19 protein-coding genes are annotated in these 18,195 nt (G+C 35.1%); 9 read left to right on the top strand and 10 right to left on the bottom strand.

From position 1 onward, the window contains the following. Window positions 1-8: 8 nt before the first annotated feature. Genes mutL through AACY93_RS01535 form a run of 5 tightly spaced genes read left to right on the top strand, consistent with a single transcriptional unit; the run spans window position 9 to window position 4,882 of the window. Window positions 9-1,862, top strand: a complete 1,854-nt coding sequence (gene mutL, locus AACY93_RS01555) for a DNA mismatch repair endonuclease MutL (RefSeq protein ID WP_287006019.1) — start codon at window positions 9-11, stop codon at window positions 1,860-1,862. Window positions 1,863-1,877: 15 nt separating this feature from the next. Then, on the top strand, window positions 1,878-2,636 hold the full coding sequence (locus AACY93_RS01550; RefSeq protein ID WP_287006028.1) for a rhomboid family intramembrane serine protease: 759 nt from the start codon (window positions 1,878-1,880) through the stop codon (window positions 2,634-2,636). 2 nt (window positions 2,637-2,638) lie between these two features. Further along, window positions 2,639-3,508, top strand: a complete 870-nt coding sequence (locus tag AACY93_RS01545) for a rhomboid family intramembrane serine protease (RefSeq protein WP_287006020.1) — start codon at window positions 2,639-2,641, stop codon at window positions 3,506-3,508. Between the two features lie 12 nt (window positions 3,509-3,520). After that, window positions 3,521-4,546 carry an endonuclease/exonuclease/phosphatase family protein gene (locus AACY93_RS01540; protein ID WP_287006021.1) on the top strand — a complete coding sequence of 342 codons (1,026 nt, stop codon included), beginning with the start codon at window positions 3,521-3,523 and terminating at the stop codon, window positions 4,544-4,546. 9 nt (window positions 4,547-4,555) lie between these two features. Beyond that, on the top strand, window positions 4,556-4,882 hold the full coding sequence (locus tag AACY93_RS01535) for a multidrug efflux SMR transporter (protein ID WP_286853414.1): 327 nt from the start codon (window positions 4,556-4,558) through the stop codon (window positions 4,880-4,882). On the opposite strand, the gene AACY93_RS01530 is transcribed toward AACY93_RS01535, so the two are convergent. The 8 genes from AACY93_RS01530 to AACY93_RS01495 form a co-directional block, all read right to left on the bottom strand. Next, complete coding sequence (locus tag AACY93_RS01530; RefSeq protein ID WP_287006022.1) at window positions 4,883-5,191, bottom strand: DUF6122 family protein; 309 nt, start codon at window positions 5,189-5,191, stop codon at window positions 4,883-4,885. After that, window positions 5,191-5,811 (bottom strand): WbqC family protein, encoded by a 621-nt coding sequence (locus AACY93_RS01525; RefSeq protein WP_287006024.1) that lies wholly within the window; start codon window positions 5,809-5,811, stop codon window positions 5,191-5,193. Before AACY93_RS01525 ends, AACY93_RS01530 begins: the two co-directional genes overlap by 1 nt. A gap of 52 nt (window positions 5,812-5,863) precedes the next feature. Beyond that, a complete protein-coding gene (lepB, locus tag AACY93_RS01520; protein ID WP_287006026.1) occupies window positions 5,864-7,441 on the bottom strand; it encodes a signal peptidase I in 1,578 nt (525 codons plus the stop codon). Between the two features lie 64 nt (window positions 7,442-7,505). Further along, the gene (dapB, locus tag AACY93_RS01515) at window positions 7,506-8,204 is read right to left on the bottom strand and encodes a 4-hydroxy-tetrahydrodipicolinate reductase (protein ID WP_339610893.1); all 699 of its coding nucleotides are present in this window, start codon (window positions 8,202-8,204) and stop codon (window positions 7,506-7,508) included. Between the two features lie 6 nt (window positions 8,205-8,210). Then, complete coding sequence (locus AACY93_RS01510; protein ID WP_286853418.1) at window positions 8,211-8,813, bottom strand: DUF5683 domain-containing protein; 603 nt, start codon at window positions 8,811-8,813, stop codon at window positions 8,211-8,213. Then, on the bottom strand, window positions 8,803-9,702 hold the full coding sequence (locus AACY93_RS01505) for a ParB/RepB/Spo0J family partition protein (protein ID WP_007650300.1): 900 nt from the start codon (window positions 9,700-9,702) through the stop codon (window positions 8,803-8,805). The genes AACY93_RS01510 and AACY93_RS01505 overlap by 11 nt, the downstream gene beginning before the upstream one ends. 2 nt (window positions 9,703-9,704) lie before the next feature. Further along, window positions 9,705-10,469: an AAA family ATPase gene (locus AACY93_RS01500; protein WP_007650302.1), complete on the bottom strand. Its 765-nt coding sequence runs from the start codon at window positions 10,467-10,469 to the stop codon at window positions 9,705-9,707. Between the two features lie 125 nt (window positions 10,470-10,594). Next, window positions 10,595-11,752: a PorT family protein gene (locus tag AACY93_RS01495; RefSeq protein ID WP_007650304.1), complete on the bottom strand. Its 1,158-nt coding sequence runs from the start codon at window positions 11,750-11,752 to the stop codon at window positions 10,595-10,597. A 174-nt stretch (window positions 11,753-11,926) separates the two neighbouring features. Here AACY93_RS01495 and nirK point away from each other — a divergent pair, with 174 nt between their 5' ends. The 4 genes from nirK (at window position 11,927) to AACY93_RS01475 (ending at window position 16,359) form a co-directional block, all read left to right on the top strand. After that, window positions 11,927-13,399 (top strand): copper-containing nitrite reductase, encoded by a 1,473-nt coding sequence (gene nirK, locus AACY93_RS01490; protein ID WP_286853419.1) that lies wholly within the window; start codon window positions 11,927-11,929, stop codon window positions 13,397-13,399. A gap of 28 nt (window positions 13,400-13,427) precedes the next feature. After that, entirely contained in the window at window positions 13,428-14,207 is a 780-nt protein-coding gene (locus tag AACY93_RS01485) for a formylglycine-generating enzyme family protein (protein ID WP_286853420.1), read from the top strand. Window positions 14,208-14,297: 90 nt separating this feature from the next. Beyond that, window positions 14,298-15,026, top strand: coding sequence for an SCO family protein (locus AACY93_RS01480; protein ID WP_040492106.1), 729 nt, complete (start codon window positions 14,298-14,300; stop codon window positions 15,024-15,026). A gap of 55 nt (window positions 15,027-15,081) precedes the next feature. Then, on the top strand, window positions 15,082-16,359 hold the full coding sequence (locus AACY93_RS01475) for an alginate export family protein (RefSeq protein ID WP_007650315.1): 1,278 nt from the start codon (window positions 15,082-15,084) through the stop codon (window positions 16,357-16,359). A 40-nt stretch (window positions 16,360-16,399) separates the two neighbouring features. On the opposite strand, the gene AACY93_RS01470 is transcribed toward AACY93_RS01475, so the two are convergent. Then, complete coding sequence (locus AACY93_RS01470) at window positions 16,400-16,861, bottom strand: hemerythrin domain-containing protein (RefSeq protein WP_286853421.1); 462 nt, start codon at window positions 16,859-16,861, stop codon at window positions 16,400-16,402. Further along, window positions 16,833-18,044 carry a hypothetical protein gene (locus tag AACY93_RS01465; RefSeq protein WP_286853423.1) on the bottom strand — a complete coding sequence of 404 codons (1,212 nt, stop codon included), beginning with the start codon at window positions 18,042-18,044 and terminating at the stop codon, window positions 16,833-16,835. Before AACY93_RS01465 ends, AACY93_RS01470 begins: the two co-directional genes overlap by 29 nt. Window positions 18,045-18,195: the final 151 nt, after the last annotated feature.

Below are 18,195 nucleotides of genomic sequence, written 5' to 3'. Positions count from 1 at the left end.
TAGCGCTCATGTCAGATATTATTCAGTTATTGCCAGATCATGTCGCTAATCAAATTGCAGCAGGCGAAGTTGTACAGCGTCCAGCATCTGTGGTAAAGGAACTTCTTGAAAATGCCATAGATGCCAAAGCAACCACTATAAAACTTCTTGTTAAAGATGCAGGAAAGACTTTGGTTCAGGTTATAGACAATGGTTCTGGAATGAGTGTTACAGACTCCAGACTAAGTTTTGAACGTCATGCCACGTCTAAAATACGTTCTGCCGAAGATTTATTTCAACTGCATACCAAGGGATTTCGCGGCGAAGCCCTTGCCAGTATCGCTGCCATTGCTCATGTAGAGTTAAAAACCAAGCAAGCCCATGATGAGGTAGGCACCCAATTGATTGTAGAAGGCAGTGAAGTGGTTTCGCAAGAGGTGGTTGTAACACCTAAAGGGACGAGTATTGCTGTTAAAAACCTTTTTTTTAACATTCCTGCCAGACGTAATTTTCTAAAATCCAATCAAGTGGAAACCCGTCATATTATAGATGAGTTTCACAGAGTGGCTCTAGCACATCCCAATATTCAGTTTGTGATGTACCATAATGGAAGCGAGGTGTTTAATCTTCCAGAAAGCAATTACAGACAACGCATTGTAAATATTTTTGGTGCCAAAACCAACGAAAAACTAGTACCTGTTAACGAAGAAACAGAAGTGGTTAAAATTTCGGGGTTTGTGGGCAAACCAGAATATGCCAAAAAAACCAGAGGAGAACAGTTCTTTTTTGTAAACGATAGATTTATTAAAAGTGCATACTTGAATCATGCCATTTCCTCAGCGTTTGAAGGACTTTTAAAAGATAGCACACATCCTAGTTATTTCTTGAATTTAACGGTCGATCCTCAAACCATTGATATCAACATCCATCCAACCAAAACAGAAATTAAGTTTGATGATGAACATACGCTGTATGCCATTTTAAGGGCTTCTGTAAAGCACAGTTTAGGGCAATTTAATATTGCTCCAGTATTGGATTTTGATAGAGATGCCAATTTAGATACTCCATACGAGTATAAAGATAAACACCATCCCAATGTCCCAAATATTGAAGTGGATAGAAGCTTTAACCCTTTTCAGGAAAAACAGGTCTCTGGTAAGCAAACCACTTTTCTTAAAAAGCAAACTTTGGCAAATTGGGATAGTTTGTATGTAGGGCTGGAATCCAAAGGGACTCAAACACAACAGGACTTTACCAGTGTACAGTTTGAAAGCGAAGAGCAAACGGGCTCTATTTTTAAAGATTCCAATCAAGTGGAAACCAAACAAACCACGTTTCAAATTCAAAATAAATATATAATCAGTACCATAAAATCTGGTATGTTGGTAATAGATCAGTATCGTGCACATCAACGTGTGTTGTACGAAGATTTCCTGCAACACATCACAGTCAAGGAAAGCATGAGTCAGCAATTGCTTTTTCCTGTGCAGTTGCATTTTTCCCCTCAGGAAATAGAAATTTTAAGACAAGTAAAAGAAGATTTGGAACACACAGGATTTTTATTTTCAAATTTCACAAATGATGGAATAGAAATTTCTGGTGTACCAGTGCATGTTCCAGAAAGTGAAGTTTCGGTTATTTTAGAACAATTGATTAGCGATATTGAAAATGAAGTTCCGGACAGCAATTTTAGTCCAACAGATTTGTTGGCAAAATCCATGGCCAAAAGCTTGGCAGTAAAATCGGGTCAAAGCCTTTCAGTTACAGAACAGGAACATTTGGTGAATAGTTTGTTTGGTTGCAAAGAACCCAACATGTCGCCAACAAATAAATCTACATTTGTAACGTTAAGTGTAGACGAACTGGATAAAAAATTTATATAAGTAGCATGCCTTATGATGAATAATATTACAGATACCGTAAAACATTTAATAATAATAAACGTCATTATGTTTGTTGGAACACTTTCCATAGGAGGTGGCACTTTGTTTTACGATTGGTTTGCTTTGCATTTTCCAAAAAACGAAGCCTTTCAGCCTTGGCAGATAGTTACACACATGTTTATGCATGGCGGTTTTATGCATATTTTCTTTAATATGTTTGCCCTTTGGATGTTTGGTACAGCTGTGGAACAACGTTTTGGGGCGAAAAAGTTCTTGTTTTTTTACATATCTTCAGGGTTAGGAGCAGCTTTGTGCATGTTAGGTTATTATTATTTTAGGTTCTATACTGGCTTATCTATTTTAAATGAAGCAGGTTTTGATCAAATCCAAACCTTCGAAACCCTAAAATCTGGTTATGGTGTGTATGATACCCGTTGGAGCCAGTTTTTAAATCAAGACCAACTTCAAAATTTTGTAGGAGTGTTTCATAGTACCATGGTAGGAGCTTCAGGAGCTATTATGGGAGTTTTGGTAGCTTTTGGTATGTTATATCCAGAGTCCAAGCTCATGCTAATATTTTTACCTGTGCCCATTAAAGCCAAGTATTTTATTCCAGGAATCATTGCTTTGGATTTAATTTCTGCCATTACCGGCCAATCCTTTTTCAGTCCTAGCAACACGGCTTATGTGGCTCACGTTGGAGGAGCTTTAACAGGGTTCCTGATTATGTGGTACTGGAAAAAAACGCAGTTTAATAAAAACCGTTGGAACTAAGTATGACAACGCTTAACAAAGACATACAGGATAAATTACAAAATTTAAACGTGTTTGAAAAACTCATAGGAGTCAACCTCGTTGTTTTTTTTGTTGGATTGATAATTAAAGTGGTTTTTACCATAGGTTCCAGCCTTAGTTGGTTGGAACTGCCAAGTGACTTTATGGACTTTATTTTAAAACCATGGAGCCTTATCACTTACGGATTTACACATTACGATTTTTGGCACATACTCTTTAACATGCTATGGCTCTATTTTATTGGGCAAATGTTTATGAATTTGTTTTCAGTAAAAACAGGGTTGAATGTATATTTCTTGGGCATCATAACGGGAGGTTTGTTGTTTTTATTTGGTTATAATGTGTTTCCAGGGATTTTTGATGGCAGCAGCCGTTTGGTTGGAGCTTCAGCAGGAGTAAGGGCCTTGTTAATATTTCTCTGCGCTTACATGCCAACCATGGAAGTACGTTTTTTTGCCTTTAATCTCAAACTTTGGTATATAGGTGTTGCCATTGTAGTTATAGATGTCTTAGGTCTTTTTGGTTTAAATGCTGGAGGTAACCTGGCTCATCTTGGTGGTGCCTTGTTAGGTTATTTTTATGCTGTACAGTTAAGAAAAGGGACAGATATAGGTAAAGGATTTGAAAAAATAATGGATGGATTTATGGGCTTGTTTAAAAAATCAAATAAATCGCCTTTAAAAACCGTTCATAGAAAAAAGTCTCAAAAAGTGGCTGGTTATTCCAAAGATGAATTTAATGAGTTCAATAAGCAGAAAAAAATAGACCTTATACTTGATAAAATAAGCAAAAGTGGTTATGATAGCCTAACCAAGGAAGAAAAAGAGTTTTTGTTTAAAGCAGGTAAATAATAAATTGCACCAATGAAAAACCTAAAGCTTTTCGATAAAATAATTTATATGGTTAATGCTTTAGTGGCTACCATGCTCTTGCTTTCTTATGTGCTTCCGTATGTTCCACCTAAAACTTTTGCCCTGCTTTCGGTTTTAAGTTTGGGAGTGCCATTCTTGATTTTAACCAATGTACTTTTTTTTATTTATTGGTTGATAAAATTAAAAAAACAACTCATTCTTTCCTTATTGGTTTTAACCATTGGGTATTTTACTTTAGGCTCGTTTTATAAATTTTCATCTTCAGATGTGGAGCCGGAAACATCCGATTTGTCTATTATGAATTACAATGTGCGCTTGTTTAATTTATACGAATGGATTCCGGAAAAGAGCATTGAGACCAAAATGGTGGACTTTATAAAAACGAAAGCACCAGACATTCTTAGTTTGCAGGAATACCATCCTCATAAAAACATCGATTTGTCTTTCTTTAAATATAAGTTTGAAAAGCTTTCAGGAACCAAAGCCAAATACGGACAGGCAATTTTCTCACAATACCCAATTATCAAGTCAGGTTCTGTGGAGTTTCCCAATACTTCCAATAATGCCATTTTTGCAGATATTGTGATAGAAAAGGATACACTTAGAATTTACAATGTACACCTTCAGTCCCTGAAAATAGATGCCAATGTTGAAAAACTGAAACAAGAAGACTCTGATTGGATTTTAAAACGTGTGGAACAAACCTTTAAAATGCAACAGGTACAAACCGAAATGTTTTTAAAACACAAGGCCGACAGTCCTTACAAAATGATTATTTGTGGTGATTTCAATAATTCGGCGTATTCTTATGTGTACAAAGAAATAAAAGGGGAACTCAAAGACGCCTTTAAAATGGCAGGTAATGGCTTTGGGAGGACTTACGATTTTAAATTTTTCCCAATACGAATCGATTTCATTTTTGCTGAAAAACATTTTGAAGTAACCGATTTTAAAACCTTTGACAATAAGTTTTCAGACCATTATCCCATTTTGGCTACCTTTAAACTTCAACCATAATGTATTGATATGAACTGGATTTTATTAATTATCGCTGGCCTATTTGAAGTGGCTTTTGCTACTTGTTTGGGTAAAGCCAAAGAAACCTCTGGAACCGAAATGGTATATTGGTACTTAGGGTTTTTGGTATGTTTGGTCATAAGTATGTACTTGTTGGTGAAAGTGACGCAGGAGCTTCCTATTGGCACTGCTTATGCAGTTTGGACAGGAATTGGAGCCGTTGGAACCGTACTTGTTGGGATTTTTGTTTTTAAAGAACCAGCAAGCTTTTGGCGTGTTTTCTTTTTAACTACCTTAATTGCTTCCATTATTGGTTTGAAATTTGTGTCCAATTAATCACATCATTAAGCAATCTACAATATCTGCCAAAATATGGATGACCAAGCCCAAACCTATCAACCTGGTTTTTTTTGGTATTAACAGTAACACATAGATTCCTACGGCATAATAAGTATGTAGTGGATGAAACTGGATGCTGCACCTGTTTGGATCGAACATGGGGTTGGCAAATATATGATCCAAATCTATTAACATCCCACTTATCATGATTAAGTACGCAATTTTAAATTGAGTTTTAAAGAATAGAAGCGCTACAGCTAGAGGCAATAAAAAATGTATGCCATAATGTAGAAAGGGTTGTAGCATTATAGGTGTTTGTATTGGTTTTCCAGGTAATTCAAGGCAGTTGTGCCTTCGTTGAACAACAAGTCCAAAACGCTTAAATTTGAAAGGTATCCATGCTTCTCTTGAAACACTTGTGTGTAAGGGTCAAAATGAAAAGTAGGCTCCTTTCGTGCATTTGCCAGAAATCTAAAATCCGTTTTGTCCGTTACGGTTTTCTGATAAACTTTGGTTTTGGAACTTTTGATTTCCAATTGCAGGCAATCGAAAATAACATCCAAGCACTTTAAGTTAAAATCTAGAAGATATTTTGCCTTGGTGGTAAACAAAGGTTGGAACTCGTCTTCATAAAACTCGAAAAAAGGTGAGGTTCTATAAGCTGTTTCAAGGGATTTCCAGTGTACAGCTTGCCAGTTTTCAGCATTATGTATTTTAATATCTCTGTATTTTTGTCTTTCATTTTGTGAATGAATTATGGGAATGCTCAATTGCAACTTGCCATTGGCTCCATAAATATAGGCTCTATTTCTATAGGTTTGCTTCTGGTAATTATCATCCAATTCAAATATTACTTCATCAGCTTGAACCATGGCAGAAACATGGGCTATGTTTGGAAGATATGTTGGATGGATAAGAGCCTTCATGTGTTACGTAGAATCATTGCCTTTAGTTAAATATCTTATTTACACAGCACAATTAGGTGTTTGCTTTTTTACGTTTTCTCCATTGAGCAAATCCAAACCAAGCTGCTAAAGCAATTAAAAAAGGAATTAAATAAGAAACAGGTTTACCACTACCATGGACGGTTGTAAAGAAACGTTCCCAACGTGGTTTTCCAAATCTATCCCAACTCATCCAGATAAAAACCGGTTTCCCTACCACATGATCGAATGGGACAAATCCCCATGATCTGGCATCTTGAGAATTATGACGATTGTCTCCCATCATCCAATAGTAATCTTTTTTAAAGGTATAGGTATTGGCTACCTCACCATTAATATATATTTGGTTTCCTTTTATATCAAGAGTATTGTCTTCATATTCTGTAATAAGACGTTTGTACAATGGTAAAACTTCTAGATTTAAATTAATGGTGGCACCAGCCTCTGGAATGTAAATAGGCCCAAAAAAATCGTTGTTCCAATGGTAATTTGGATCGTGTGGAAACACACTTTTCTCTCGTTGTCCTGGTTCGCGTTTTAGGGATTCAATGTTTTTTACGTTGGGATGGTTTTTAAACTGATTTAAAGTTTCATCTGTTAAACCAGGAAAATAACTTAAGGAATAATCCTGATTGTATTGAGGTAAATCGGTTATACCATATCTTTTGGTTAATTGGTCGTTATTAAAAGGTCCATCGTTGGTTTCAATTTTATACGAAAACTGAAGTTTGGCTCTGTCAGGTAATTGGTTTTGTTCTCCATTTATATACACGTAGCCATCTCTTACTTCCAAAGAATCCCCAGGAATTCCAACAGCGCGTTTTACGTAATTGGTTTTTTTGTCGATAGGTTTGTAATGGTTTCTATCTGTATAGCGCATGTTTAGCATGGTATCCACAGGCCAGTTAAAGACCACAATGTCATTACGTTTTATTTTTTGAAACCCTGGTAACCTCAAATAAGGTAAAGACAATTTGTTTACAAAAGCTGTATTCTTTTTTTCTAAATGATCGTTATATAAATAAGATTTCTTTTTAATAAAAGGAATGGTGTCATGTACCATTGGAGCAGCAATGGTTGTCATTGGGACACGTGCTCCATAATGAAATTTACTTACAAATAGGAAATCCCCCACCAATAAGGATTTCTCTAAAGAGGAGGTTGGAATGGTGTAAGGTTGAATAAAATAGGTATGTACAATTGTTGCAGCCACAATAGCAAATAAAATGGAGCTAATCCAATCTCCTGCAGCAGTTTTAGGATGTAAACTTCTATCTTTTACATGTTCTATATCTAAGGCATAATTAAGGTAGTAATTATAAAAGCCTAAAGAGACAATAGCTAAAATGGTATCTGTTGTGGAGTTTTTGCCAAAACTTCTTGCAGTTTCTACCCAAACCACTGGAAACATAATTAAATTTACAATAGGTAAGAATAACAAAATGGTCCACCACCAAGGTCTATTGATTATTTTCATTAAAATAACAGCATTGTATACAGGAACAAAAGCTTCCCACGCTTGCCTGTCAGCTTTTAAGTATAATTTCCAAGTCCCAAGTCCATGAATTATTTGAATAACTATCAGGAAAATAAACAATTGCGTTAATGTCATAATTTGTGTTTTTGTTTTTTTATTAGTGCAAAATCACTAAAAAAAGTTACTTGTTTGTAAAGTGTTAACCAATATTTAACACATCTTTCATACTGAACACTCCAGTCTTGCCTAGAATCCATTCGGCAGCAACTACAGCTCCAAGGGCAAATCCCTCCCTGGTATGTGCAGTATGGGTAATGTTTATGGTGTCTGTATTGCTTTTGTATTCTATACTATGTGTGCCAGGCACATTTGCTATGCGTTTGGCAGTTATAGGGATGGTTTGCTTTTTATTTTGGTTTAACAGCCATTTGTTGTATTCGTCATGTTGCGATATAATCCCTTCTGCTAAGGTAATGGCAGTGCCACTAGGCGCATCGAGCTTTTCGGTATGATGAATTTCTTCAATGGATACATGATATTGTTTTAGTTGGCTCATCATTTTTGCCAAATGTTTGTTCAATTCAAAAAAAATGTTGACACCTAAGCTAAAATTGGAAGCGTATATAAAAGCGCCATTGTTTTCCTTGCAAAGTTTTATGGCATGTTCATAATTGTCCAGCCAACCAGTTGTCCCGGAAATAACTGGAACCCCAAGTTTTAAGCATTTTGCTATGTTGAAAAAAGCAGCTTTTGGGACACTAAAATCTATGGCAACATCTGCTTGGTTAATATCGTATTCTTCTTCGTTGGTTTTTATTACTATTTCATGCCCACGTTCCAAAGCAATTTTTTCAATTGTTTGTCCCATTTTACCATAGCCAAGTAATGCAATTTTCATGTTTTTTTAAAATTTGAAATTTAATGTTAGACCCAGGTCTCCTTTGTTGTCTAACTCGTTAAGTTTATAGTGTGGTTTCAGCGATAGGTTATCGTCTACATTATATTGAAGTAAATGCGCATCTACATTGGCATCTATAATATTTAAAGCGTAAATGGCAAGTGTAACCAGTAAGGAAATTTCCCTGTTTCTGCCAAATTGTTTTTGGGCTTCTTCCAAGCCATCAGTTGTAACGGTTCCATAAAACTCGTCGTCTTCAAATCCAGCTAAACGCCTTTTATAGGCATCTCTATAACGGTTGTATTCTTTGTTGTTATCTATATAAAAATAAATACCAATACCCAATCCGGCATACACAATGGGGATTTTCCAATATTTTTTATTGTAAGCTTGACCCAGTCCTGGCAATACGGCAGAGTAGAAGGCAGCACGTGCTGGAGATAAAGGGTCTATAGGATCTTTGATTACAGAACCTGCTTCCACTGTCAACTCTTCGGTAGGAACGTTGTTGGGATTCTTTTTTTTATCTTCTTTTTGGTCCTCTTGGGCTACTGCCGAAAAACAAATGGCTAATAAAAATACAGCTAATATTAAAAATTTATTTGGCACTCTTTATTAGTTTTAAAATACGATTAAAATCTTCTTCGGAATGAAAAGGGATGGTAATGTTCCCTTTTCCATTTTTAGAAACTTTAACGTTGATTTTGTGTCCAAAGTATTCAGAAAAATCTTTAATCCCTTTTTTTATATATTTTGGGATTTCCTGTTTTTCTGGGACTTTAACCGTTTTATCACTTTGATAAGATTTAACCAAAGACTCTGTGTCTCTAACAGAAAGTTTATTGCTTATTATTTTTTCGTAAATATCAAGCTGAATGTTTTGGTCTTCAATGTTTATTATGGCTCTACCATGACCCATGGTAATGAAACCATCTCGCATGCCTGTTTGAATTATGGGATCCAGTTTTAATAACCGTAAATAATTGGCTATGGTGGAACGTTTTTTTCCTACACGTTCGCTCATTTGCTCTTGGGTTAAATTAATTTCGTCAATTAACCTTTGGTAAGACAGGGCAATTTCTATGGGATCTAAATCTTGACGTTGAATGTTCTCCACCAATGCCATTTCCAAGGATTCTTGATCGTTAGCAATGCGAATATATGCTGGAATGGTCTCTAAGCCTATCAGCTTGGATGCTCTAAAACGTCTTTCCCCTGAAACCAATTGGAATTTATTGAATTCTAATTTTCTTACGGTTATAGGTTGGATAACCCCTAATTCTTTTATGGAAGAAGCCAATTCCAAAAGTGTTTCCTCATTGAAATTGGTTCTAGGTTGGAACGGGTTTATCTCAATGGATTCAATATCCAATTCTACAATACTGCCTATTACTTTATCTGCATTTTTATCTTGAACAGACGATATGTCGTTACTGGGATCTTTTAACAGAGCCGACAAACCTCTTCCTAAAGCCTGTTTTTTTGTTGCCTTCGCCATTTTTAGGAGTTTTTGATAATAAGTTCTTTTGCCAAACTTAAATAATTAGTTGCACCTTTGCTACTTGCATCATAGTTTATGATGCTTTCACCATAACTAGGAGCTTCGCTTAAACGGACATTTCTTTGAATAATGGTCTGGAAAACCATATCGTTAAAATGTTTTTGTACCTCTTCAACCACTTGATTCGATAAGCGCAAACGGGAATCGTACATGGTCAATAATAAGCCTTCAATGTCCAGGGTTTGATTGTGTATTTTCTGAACACTTTTTATGGTGTTTAAAAGCTTTCCCAGACCTTCCAAAGCAAAATATTCACATTGTATTGGAATAATCACGGAATCGGAAGCTGTTAAAGCATTTAAAGTTAATAAGCCCAGAGAAGGTGCGCAATCTATTAAAATAAAATCGTAATCGTCTTTAATGTCCTGCAATGCTTTTTTAAGCATGTACTCACGTTCATCTTTGTCTACTAATTCTATTTCTATGGCCACTAAATCTATATGCGATGGAATCACGTCTAGATTTGGTGAACTGGTTTTTAAAATAGCGTCTTTGGCATTGTTAGTATGTTCTAACAATTGGTAGGTCCCAACGTCTATTGTATCTACATCTAATCCTAATCCAGAAGTAGCATTGGCTTGTGGATCTGCATCTATTAAAAGTACCTTTTTTTCAAGCACACCTAAAGAAGCAGCTAAATTAACCGAAGTTGTTGTTTTTCCAACACCACCTTTCTGATTAGCAATTGCTATGATTTTACCCATTAATTGATTTGGTTTTTTGTAACGGTAAAAATACAATTATTTGTGAGTTTAAAAAACGGAACTTGTTAACAAAAAAAGTCGCTTGTTAAAGCGACTTTCATAATAAGGATTGTTTGTATTAATAATTAAAACACATACGTTGCTTTCAATTGAAAACCAGACATCTTGTAATTGCTTTCTATTCGGCTTAGGTTGTCGGTAGAAACAAGCTCAAATTCATTTTCAGGTTGATACATTATATTGAAATCAATTTTTTGATTCCCTAAATGAATATAAGTTCCTACATTCAAATTTAAAGCAAGCTTGTTTGTAGACTCAAAATCTATTCTTTGGGCACCAAAAACAGCTTCTTGGGCAGTAACATCAGACATGGAATTAAAAATAAAACCACCATTAAATCCAAAATAAGGGCTAAAAGTTTTGTTGATGTTATTGAATGTATATCGAGCACCAACCATGGTATTGATATATGATAACTTAGATTTTAAAATTATGGAATTCTCATTGGAGTTGAATTCTTTTGGAAAAGAATAATCCACTGAAATTAGAAACCCTAATCGCTTCTCTAACATATTTGTGTTAAAATATACTTGAGCTCCAATTACAGGAGTACCGTATTGGTTGGAAACACCAGGAGATAAATCATCAAATTTTGTGTTTAAAAAACCATAGCCAACATTAATGCCAATTTCTAAAAACTCTGAAGGCGCATTTGCAAGGGTTATAATGTTTTCTGCAAATTGTGTGTCATCGCTTAAAACACAAGAGTTATAAGTCTCTACCACAGATTTAAGAACGCTAATACTAATGGAGTTGTTTTTGTTGTAAGCTTCCTCTTGTGCAGCTTTGCACTTGTTAACAAATACAGATAAAGTGGCATAGTCATATCTGTTTAAGGTTGTTTGATCAATAATAACTTTTGAAATTTCCCTTAAACCATTTTCATCATTTTCCAAAAAATAATGGGCTCCACTTTTGTAAAGTGATAATGAACCAACAATAACTTCTTCTAAAAGATACAAGTTTTTTTTGTATTGTTTGGTAACGTGTTTGGTAGTGTTCTCTTTTACGCTAACAATGTCAGTTAAATGGTATATGGTTTTATTGTCATCAGCATTTTTAACTTCAACGCCAATAATGTAGTCTTCAGCATTGTTTTCAAATTTAACTTTTTCAAATTGTTTGGTAGAGCCATCTTTAAAATAAATGGTTGTGGAATTGTTGTTTTGAGCAAAGAATAGGGTAGTGCTCAAAATAAAAAGTAAAATGATTGGGTGTTTCATGTTAATTTTTTTATTTTATGTTTTTAAAGTTTCAAAGATATTTAATCTATGAATTAATTACATGACATAAGTCATGTTTTTCTTATTGAGTGGCATTTATATTTGCACAGTAACAATTAAGATTAATTTATCCGATTTAAAATATCGAATTAATAAATCACTAAAATTTTATTCATGAAAACAACCCAAAAATCAAAAAGAAAATTAAAATTAGTAAAGCATTTAGCTTTACTAATAGCACCTATGTTTTTTGTAGCGTGCTTTAACGACAAAAAAGAGGAAGCTGAAAATACTGCCGAAATCCCTGTAAATCAAGAGATGATTGCAGAATTAACAGCACCACCTCATGTGCCAACTCCTGTAGGAACAAGAAAAGCCAAAAAACTAATTGTTAAAATGGAAATTCTTGAAGAAGAAGGCGAAATGACAGATGGTGTAAAATATGTTTACTGGACCTTTGGAGGTAGTGTTCCAGGAAGCTTTATAAGAACCAGAGTTGGAGACGAAGTGGAGTTTCACTTACAGAACCACCCAGATAACAAATTACCTCACAACATCGATTTGCATGCTGTAACAGGTCCAGGAGGAGGAGCAGAATCTTCTTTTGTGGCTCCAGGTCACTCTAAGGTATTTTCATTTAAAACCTTAAACCCAGGGTTGTATGTTTATCATTGTGCAACAGCGCCAGTTGGTATGCATATTGCAAACGGTATGTATGGTCTTATTTTAGTAGAGCCTGCAGGTGGTTTGCCTAAAGTTGATAAAGAATACTATATCATGCAAGGCGATTTTTATACAAAAGGAGCCAATGGTGAAAGAGGTTTACAGCCTTTCGATATGCAAAAAGCAGTTGATGAGCACGCTGATTACGTTGTGTTTAACGGTAAAGTAGGAGCCTTGACAGGAGATAATGCCATTACAGCCAAAGTTGGAGAAACAGTAAGATTGTTTGTTGGTAATGGTGGACCAAACCTTGTATCTTCATTCCATGTTATTGGTGAAATTTTCGACAAAGTACACGTTGAAGGTGGCGATATGATTAACGAAAATGTACAAACCACGCTTATTCCAGCTGGTGGAGCAGCCATTGTGGAATTTAAAGTAGATGTTCCTGGTACCTTTATATTAGTAGATCACTCTATTTTTAGAGCTTTTAATAAAGGAGCCTTGGGTATGTTAAAAGTTGAAGGGGAAGAAGACAAGAAAGTTTATTCTGGTGAAATTAGAGACGATATCTATTTACCTGAAGGGCCTGGTATCCAAACCATGCCTACAACCGATGAAATTGTAGCTTCTGAAGTTCCAGCAAAATCCTTCGAAGAACAAATGGAATTTGGTAAACAAGCCTATATGCAAACCTGTTTTGCTTGTCACCAAGGTGAAGGACAAGGGATTCCAAATGCTTTCCCTCCTTTAGCTAACTCAGATTATTTAAATGCTGATGTTAACAGAGCCATAGACATTGTATTAAACGGTTTAACTGGAGAAATTACTGTAAATGGTGAGAAATACAACAGTGTTATGACACGTCAGTCTCTGTCTTCAGATGAGGTTGCAAACGTATTGACCTATGTGTATAATTCCTGGGGCAATAATGGTACGGTTGTTACCAAAGAAATGGTAGAAAAAGTTAAAAATAAAAAATAATTAATTTTAAACCTTAAAACTTATAAAAATGAAAACCAAAGCCTTCAGTCTCATTATTTTTTGTTGTGTGTTTCAAACGTTCTTGTTCGCGCAAACTGAAGGCATGGTTTACATTGAAGGCAGCAGGTATTTACCTTTGTATGGTAGGGACTCTACAGTAGTGGAAGTAAACGATTTTAAAATGGATGTATATCCAGTAACCAACAAGGAATTTAAACAATTTGTTGAAAAATTTCCAAAATGGCAAAAATCAAAAGTCATTAAATTATTTGCCGATGATAGTTACCTAAGTAATTGGAAAAATGATTTAGAGTTGAAAGACACAGAAAATCCAGATAGTCCTGTTACTTATGTGTCTTGGTTTGCTGCCAAAGCTTATTGCGAATGTCAAGGTAAAAGATTACCCACAGTAGATGAATGGGAGTATGTAGCCATGGCTGATGAAACCACCAAAGATGCACGAGTAAAACCATCATACAACGAAAAAATTCTATCTTGGTACGAAACACCACGTTCTAACGAAAACCTCATTGGCCAAACCCCTAAAAACATTTGGGGAGTTTACGACTTGCATGGATTGGTTTGGGAATGGACATTAGATTTCAATTCCGTGTTGATTACTGGTGAATCCAGAAAAGACGTTGATAAAGACAGTAATCTGTTTTGTGGAAGCGCATCAGTAAACGCAACAGATTTAATGAATTATGCTGCATTTATGCGTTATGCCATTAGAGGCAGTTTAAAAGCAAAATACGCTATGAAAAATCTTGGCTTTAGATGTGTTCAAGATGTAAACGAAAAAAAATAAATGAACATCCATGACCAAAAATTTTGTCACACAGCGGAATGATTATATGGATGTTACATGTGACCTTTGAAAAACAATAAATATAAACACATGAAACATTTAAAAATAATTTTCCCTGTCCTTTTATTGATAATGACACTGTCATCCTGCAATTCCAATAAATCTGATCAAGCATCAGATGATATAGCGGTTTATCAATGCCCAATGAAATGTGAAGGAGAAAAAACATATCCTGAAGCAGGAAGTTGCCCTGTTTGCAAAATGGATTTGCAACCTATGGAAACTGAAAACTCAAAAGAGTTAAGCGATCAAGACATTTCAGAAGAATCCATTTTCAATTTAACCTCTAAATGGCATACTGAAGAAGGCAACGAGATTCAACTTGAAGATTTAAAAGGTAAAACCTTGGTAATGGTCATGATCTATACGTCTTGTAAGGCTGCCTGTCCAAGATTGGTGGCAGATATGCGAAATATTGAGGCTCAAATTCCAGAAGCCAATTTGGATGATTTGCGGTTTGTGCTGGTTAGTATCGATCCAAAAATAGATACACCAGAGCGTTTAAAAGCTTTTGCAAAAGAAAACATGATGGATGGAGAACAGTGGACCTTTTTACAAGGTACAGAAAGTAGCGTTCAGGAATTTGCCAATGTTTTGGCCGTAAAATACAAGAAAATATCTCCCATAGATTTTTCTCATTCCAACATTATTAGTGTTTTTAATTCTCAAGGCGAATTGATCCATCAGCAAGAAGGTTTGGGAGTGGACAACAAAGAAACCGTTGAAGCCATTCTGCAATTAACCCAAGGGCAATCTTAAAACCTAAAACTATTGAAAGCGTTTTAAAACGCAAAAAATCTTTAAAATATTACAGATGAAAAAAATACTAGCAATCCTATGTATTGGACTAGGCATGACAAGTTATGCCCAAGAATTTGAGGTTTCGGCCGAATTGAAACCGAGATTTGAATATAGACATGGATATAAAACCCTAGCAGTGGATTCTGTGGATGCAGCAGCTTTTGTGTCCCAACGCACACGCTTAAACTTAGGATATAACAGCGAGACATTCAATGCCTATTTCAGCTTGCAAAACGTAAGGGTTTGGGGAGACGTTGCCACTTTGGCAACATCCGATAAAAATGGAACTGCCATTCACCAAGCTTGGGCTGAGGTTTTCTTGAACAAACAGTTTTCATTAAAGTTTGGACGTCAAGAGATTTCTTACGACGATCAACGAATATTTGGTAGTGTGGATTGGGCGCAACAAGCCAGAAGTCACGATGCCCTTATTGTAACCTACAAACCAAATGTAAACAACAGGATAGATTTAGGTTTGGCAATCAGTTCTGAAGATGAAACCTTGTTTGAAGCAGATTACACCGTAAATAACTATAAGTCGTTTCAATATGTATGGTATCATACCAATTTAAATGATTTTGGACTAAGTATTTTGGCACTAAACAATGGGTATGCTTTTTATGACGAAAATTACGAGCAGCAAGTGGATTACAATCAAACCTTTGGTACACATGCAACTTATGGTAAAAACAAAATAAAAGCAGATGCCTCTTTTTATTTCCAAACAGGAAAAATTGCCGATAGGGATTTAAGTGCTTACAACGTAGCCCTAAATTTGCATTATGCAATAACACCGGAATTTAATGTAGGATTTGGTGGCGAGTATTTATCTGGTACAGATATGAATGCTACAAACAACAAGTTGGAGTCTTTTAACCCTTGGTATGGAACCAATCACAAATTTAATGGTTGGATGGATTATTTTTATGTAGGCAATCATATCAATAATGTTGGATTGCTGGATATAAATGCAACCATTGCGTACCAAAAAAATAAATTTTCGGCCAAACTGGTGCCACATTTCTTTTCTTCGGCAGCTACCATTGTAGATAGTACTGGAGACGAGTTAAGTAATGGTTTGGGCACAGAAATCGATATGGTTTTAGGCTATAAATTTTCCAAAGACATCCTTTTTCAAGTAGGTTATTCGCAAATGTTTGCTACCGAAAGTATGGAAGTGATTAAAGGAGGAGATAAAGACGCTACCAATAATTGGGCTTGGGCCATGATTTCGGTTAAACCATCTTTGTTTAAAACGTCTTTTAAGAAAGACGAGACAACAAACCCATAAAAATTTAATACTTATTGAAGTTTAAAACCGTAGGTTGATATTATTTCCAAAATTCATCTTCCAGATTGTCTTTAAAAGATTCTGGTTGATGAATTTTTTCTATGTGAAGCAATTGCTCTTCACTTGCAACTTTTTGTATTTCAGGAAACAGCACACGTTCTTCAAACCTAATGTGTTGTTCCAGTTCTTCTTCAATTTTGCTAAGGGTTTTGGGATTGGCTTCCGTTTCAGAAAACAAACGTCTTAAACGTCTGTGTTCTGCCAAGGCACGTTTTATCAATTCATTATCACTTTCCAAAATAGAGAAAATATAATTTTCTTCCATTTCAAAATGTGGTGTTAAATGTGTTTCAAAAAACCAATCCGCATAAATTTTCATGCGTTTAGGATCTATATTCTTGTTAAAACCATTTCTAATCTTCCAGGATAATAACAACCCATGGTGATGCTCTCTGCTTAATGGCTGTAACGCTTTATGTCTCTTTAAGGGTTTTGGTGTCATAATTATTAGGTTTTAAAATGTTTAATATAAGGCTTAAAATTCCCAATGGCAACAACAAGCTGCTTATAAATAGCACCAGGTAATACTTTGGTATCAAACCAGCGCCAAAGTAAAACAAGCCTCCTTGTACAATTAAAATAAGTTCTGTAAATACAAAGCCCAAAACAAAAACGTACATGCCTATGGTAAGGGTTTTATTGAGTTTTACCAATTTGGTTTGAAGGATATATGCAAACAAAAATCCAGAAATAACACCCAACATGGTTAAGTGAATAAAACCTATAACCAAATTTCTATGTTGAAAGGCAGTATTGGATATATCTGGAATTAAAGACAAGGCTTGCAGACCTATTTTCAAAATGAAACAAAACATGGCGAATTGGAACATAAATCTGATGAGTTTGTGACTTTGTTTCAAAACAATTTTAAAAGGAGCCTTTATAAGTTTTATGAAAATAAGTAAAGCTGCTATTTGCAATACAACTCCCAACCCATTTAGCCATAAAAAAACAGCATGTGGCACAAACCAATTTACAGGTAGTGCAAAGGTAAGGATGGTTGAGGCAATCAATAATTTAAAAAAACGTTGAAATTGTTTTGAGTCTGTAAGTTGAAGTTTATGAAAAAAGATAGCCAAAACGGCTATCAAAAACCAACCATTAAACTGAAAATGTAAAAAAAACTGGATGGCAATTTGATAAAAAGCAGAAGCTTGACCCAAAAGACCAACAGCTGGACCCAAACACCAAACACCTATGGTAGAAATGAGCATGAATAGAAGTGATGCCTTGAGTAAAAGCTTGGAGGTTGTGGATTGGGTTTTGTGATTTTTCCAAATAAGACGTACAAAATAATAACTGCAAAAAATATGGAGTGTGGAAAATGTAATGGAAATGGCTGCATATCCTTGAAACGGAAAGCTTAATAACATACCAGCCACAGTAATTTGGGTCACCCAAAAAAGGGTGTTGTATACCGGTTTTTTATTGGGAATAAAATAATGAACAAATAAAGTGTAAATCATTAAATATACCCAGCCCAACATGGCTACATGTGAATGTGCGTGCGTTAAAAACCTATAGTTGATAGAAATGGGTAATAGGTAGGTATAGCGAAGGGCCAATCCTAAGATGGCAGCAATAAAAAAATTAATTAAGCAAGTAAAAACGAGCTTTTTGAGCATAAGGTTAAATTAATAGTTTGGGTAAAAGTAATGAATAAAAAAACACTTCTCTTGTATAAAAAACTACATGAACATAAATTTTCTCCTCAACAAATTTAAAACTATAATTAATTACTCGAGAAGTGTTTTTGATAAACAACCATTACTAACA

The organism is uncultured Xanthomarina sp. (assembly GCF_963971605.1).
GTDB classification, from domain to species: Bacteria; Bacteroidota; Bacteroidia; order Flavobacteriales; family Flavobacteriaceae; genus Xanthomarina; species Xanthomarina gelatinilytica.
This window is presented reverse-complemented; position numbering and strand designations above follow the sequence as displayed.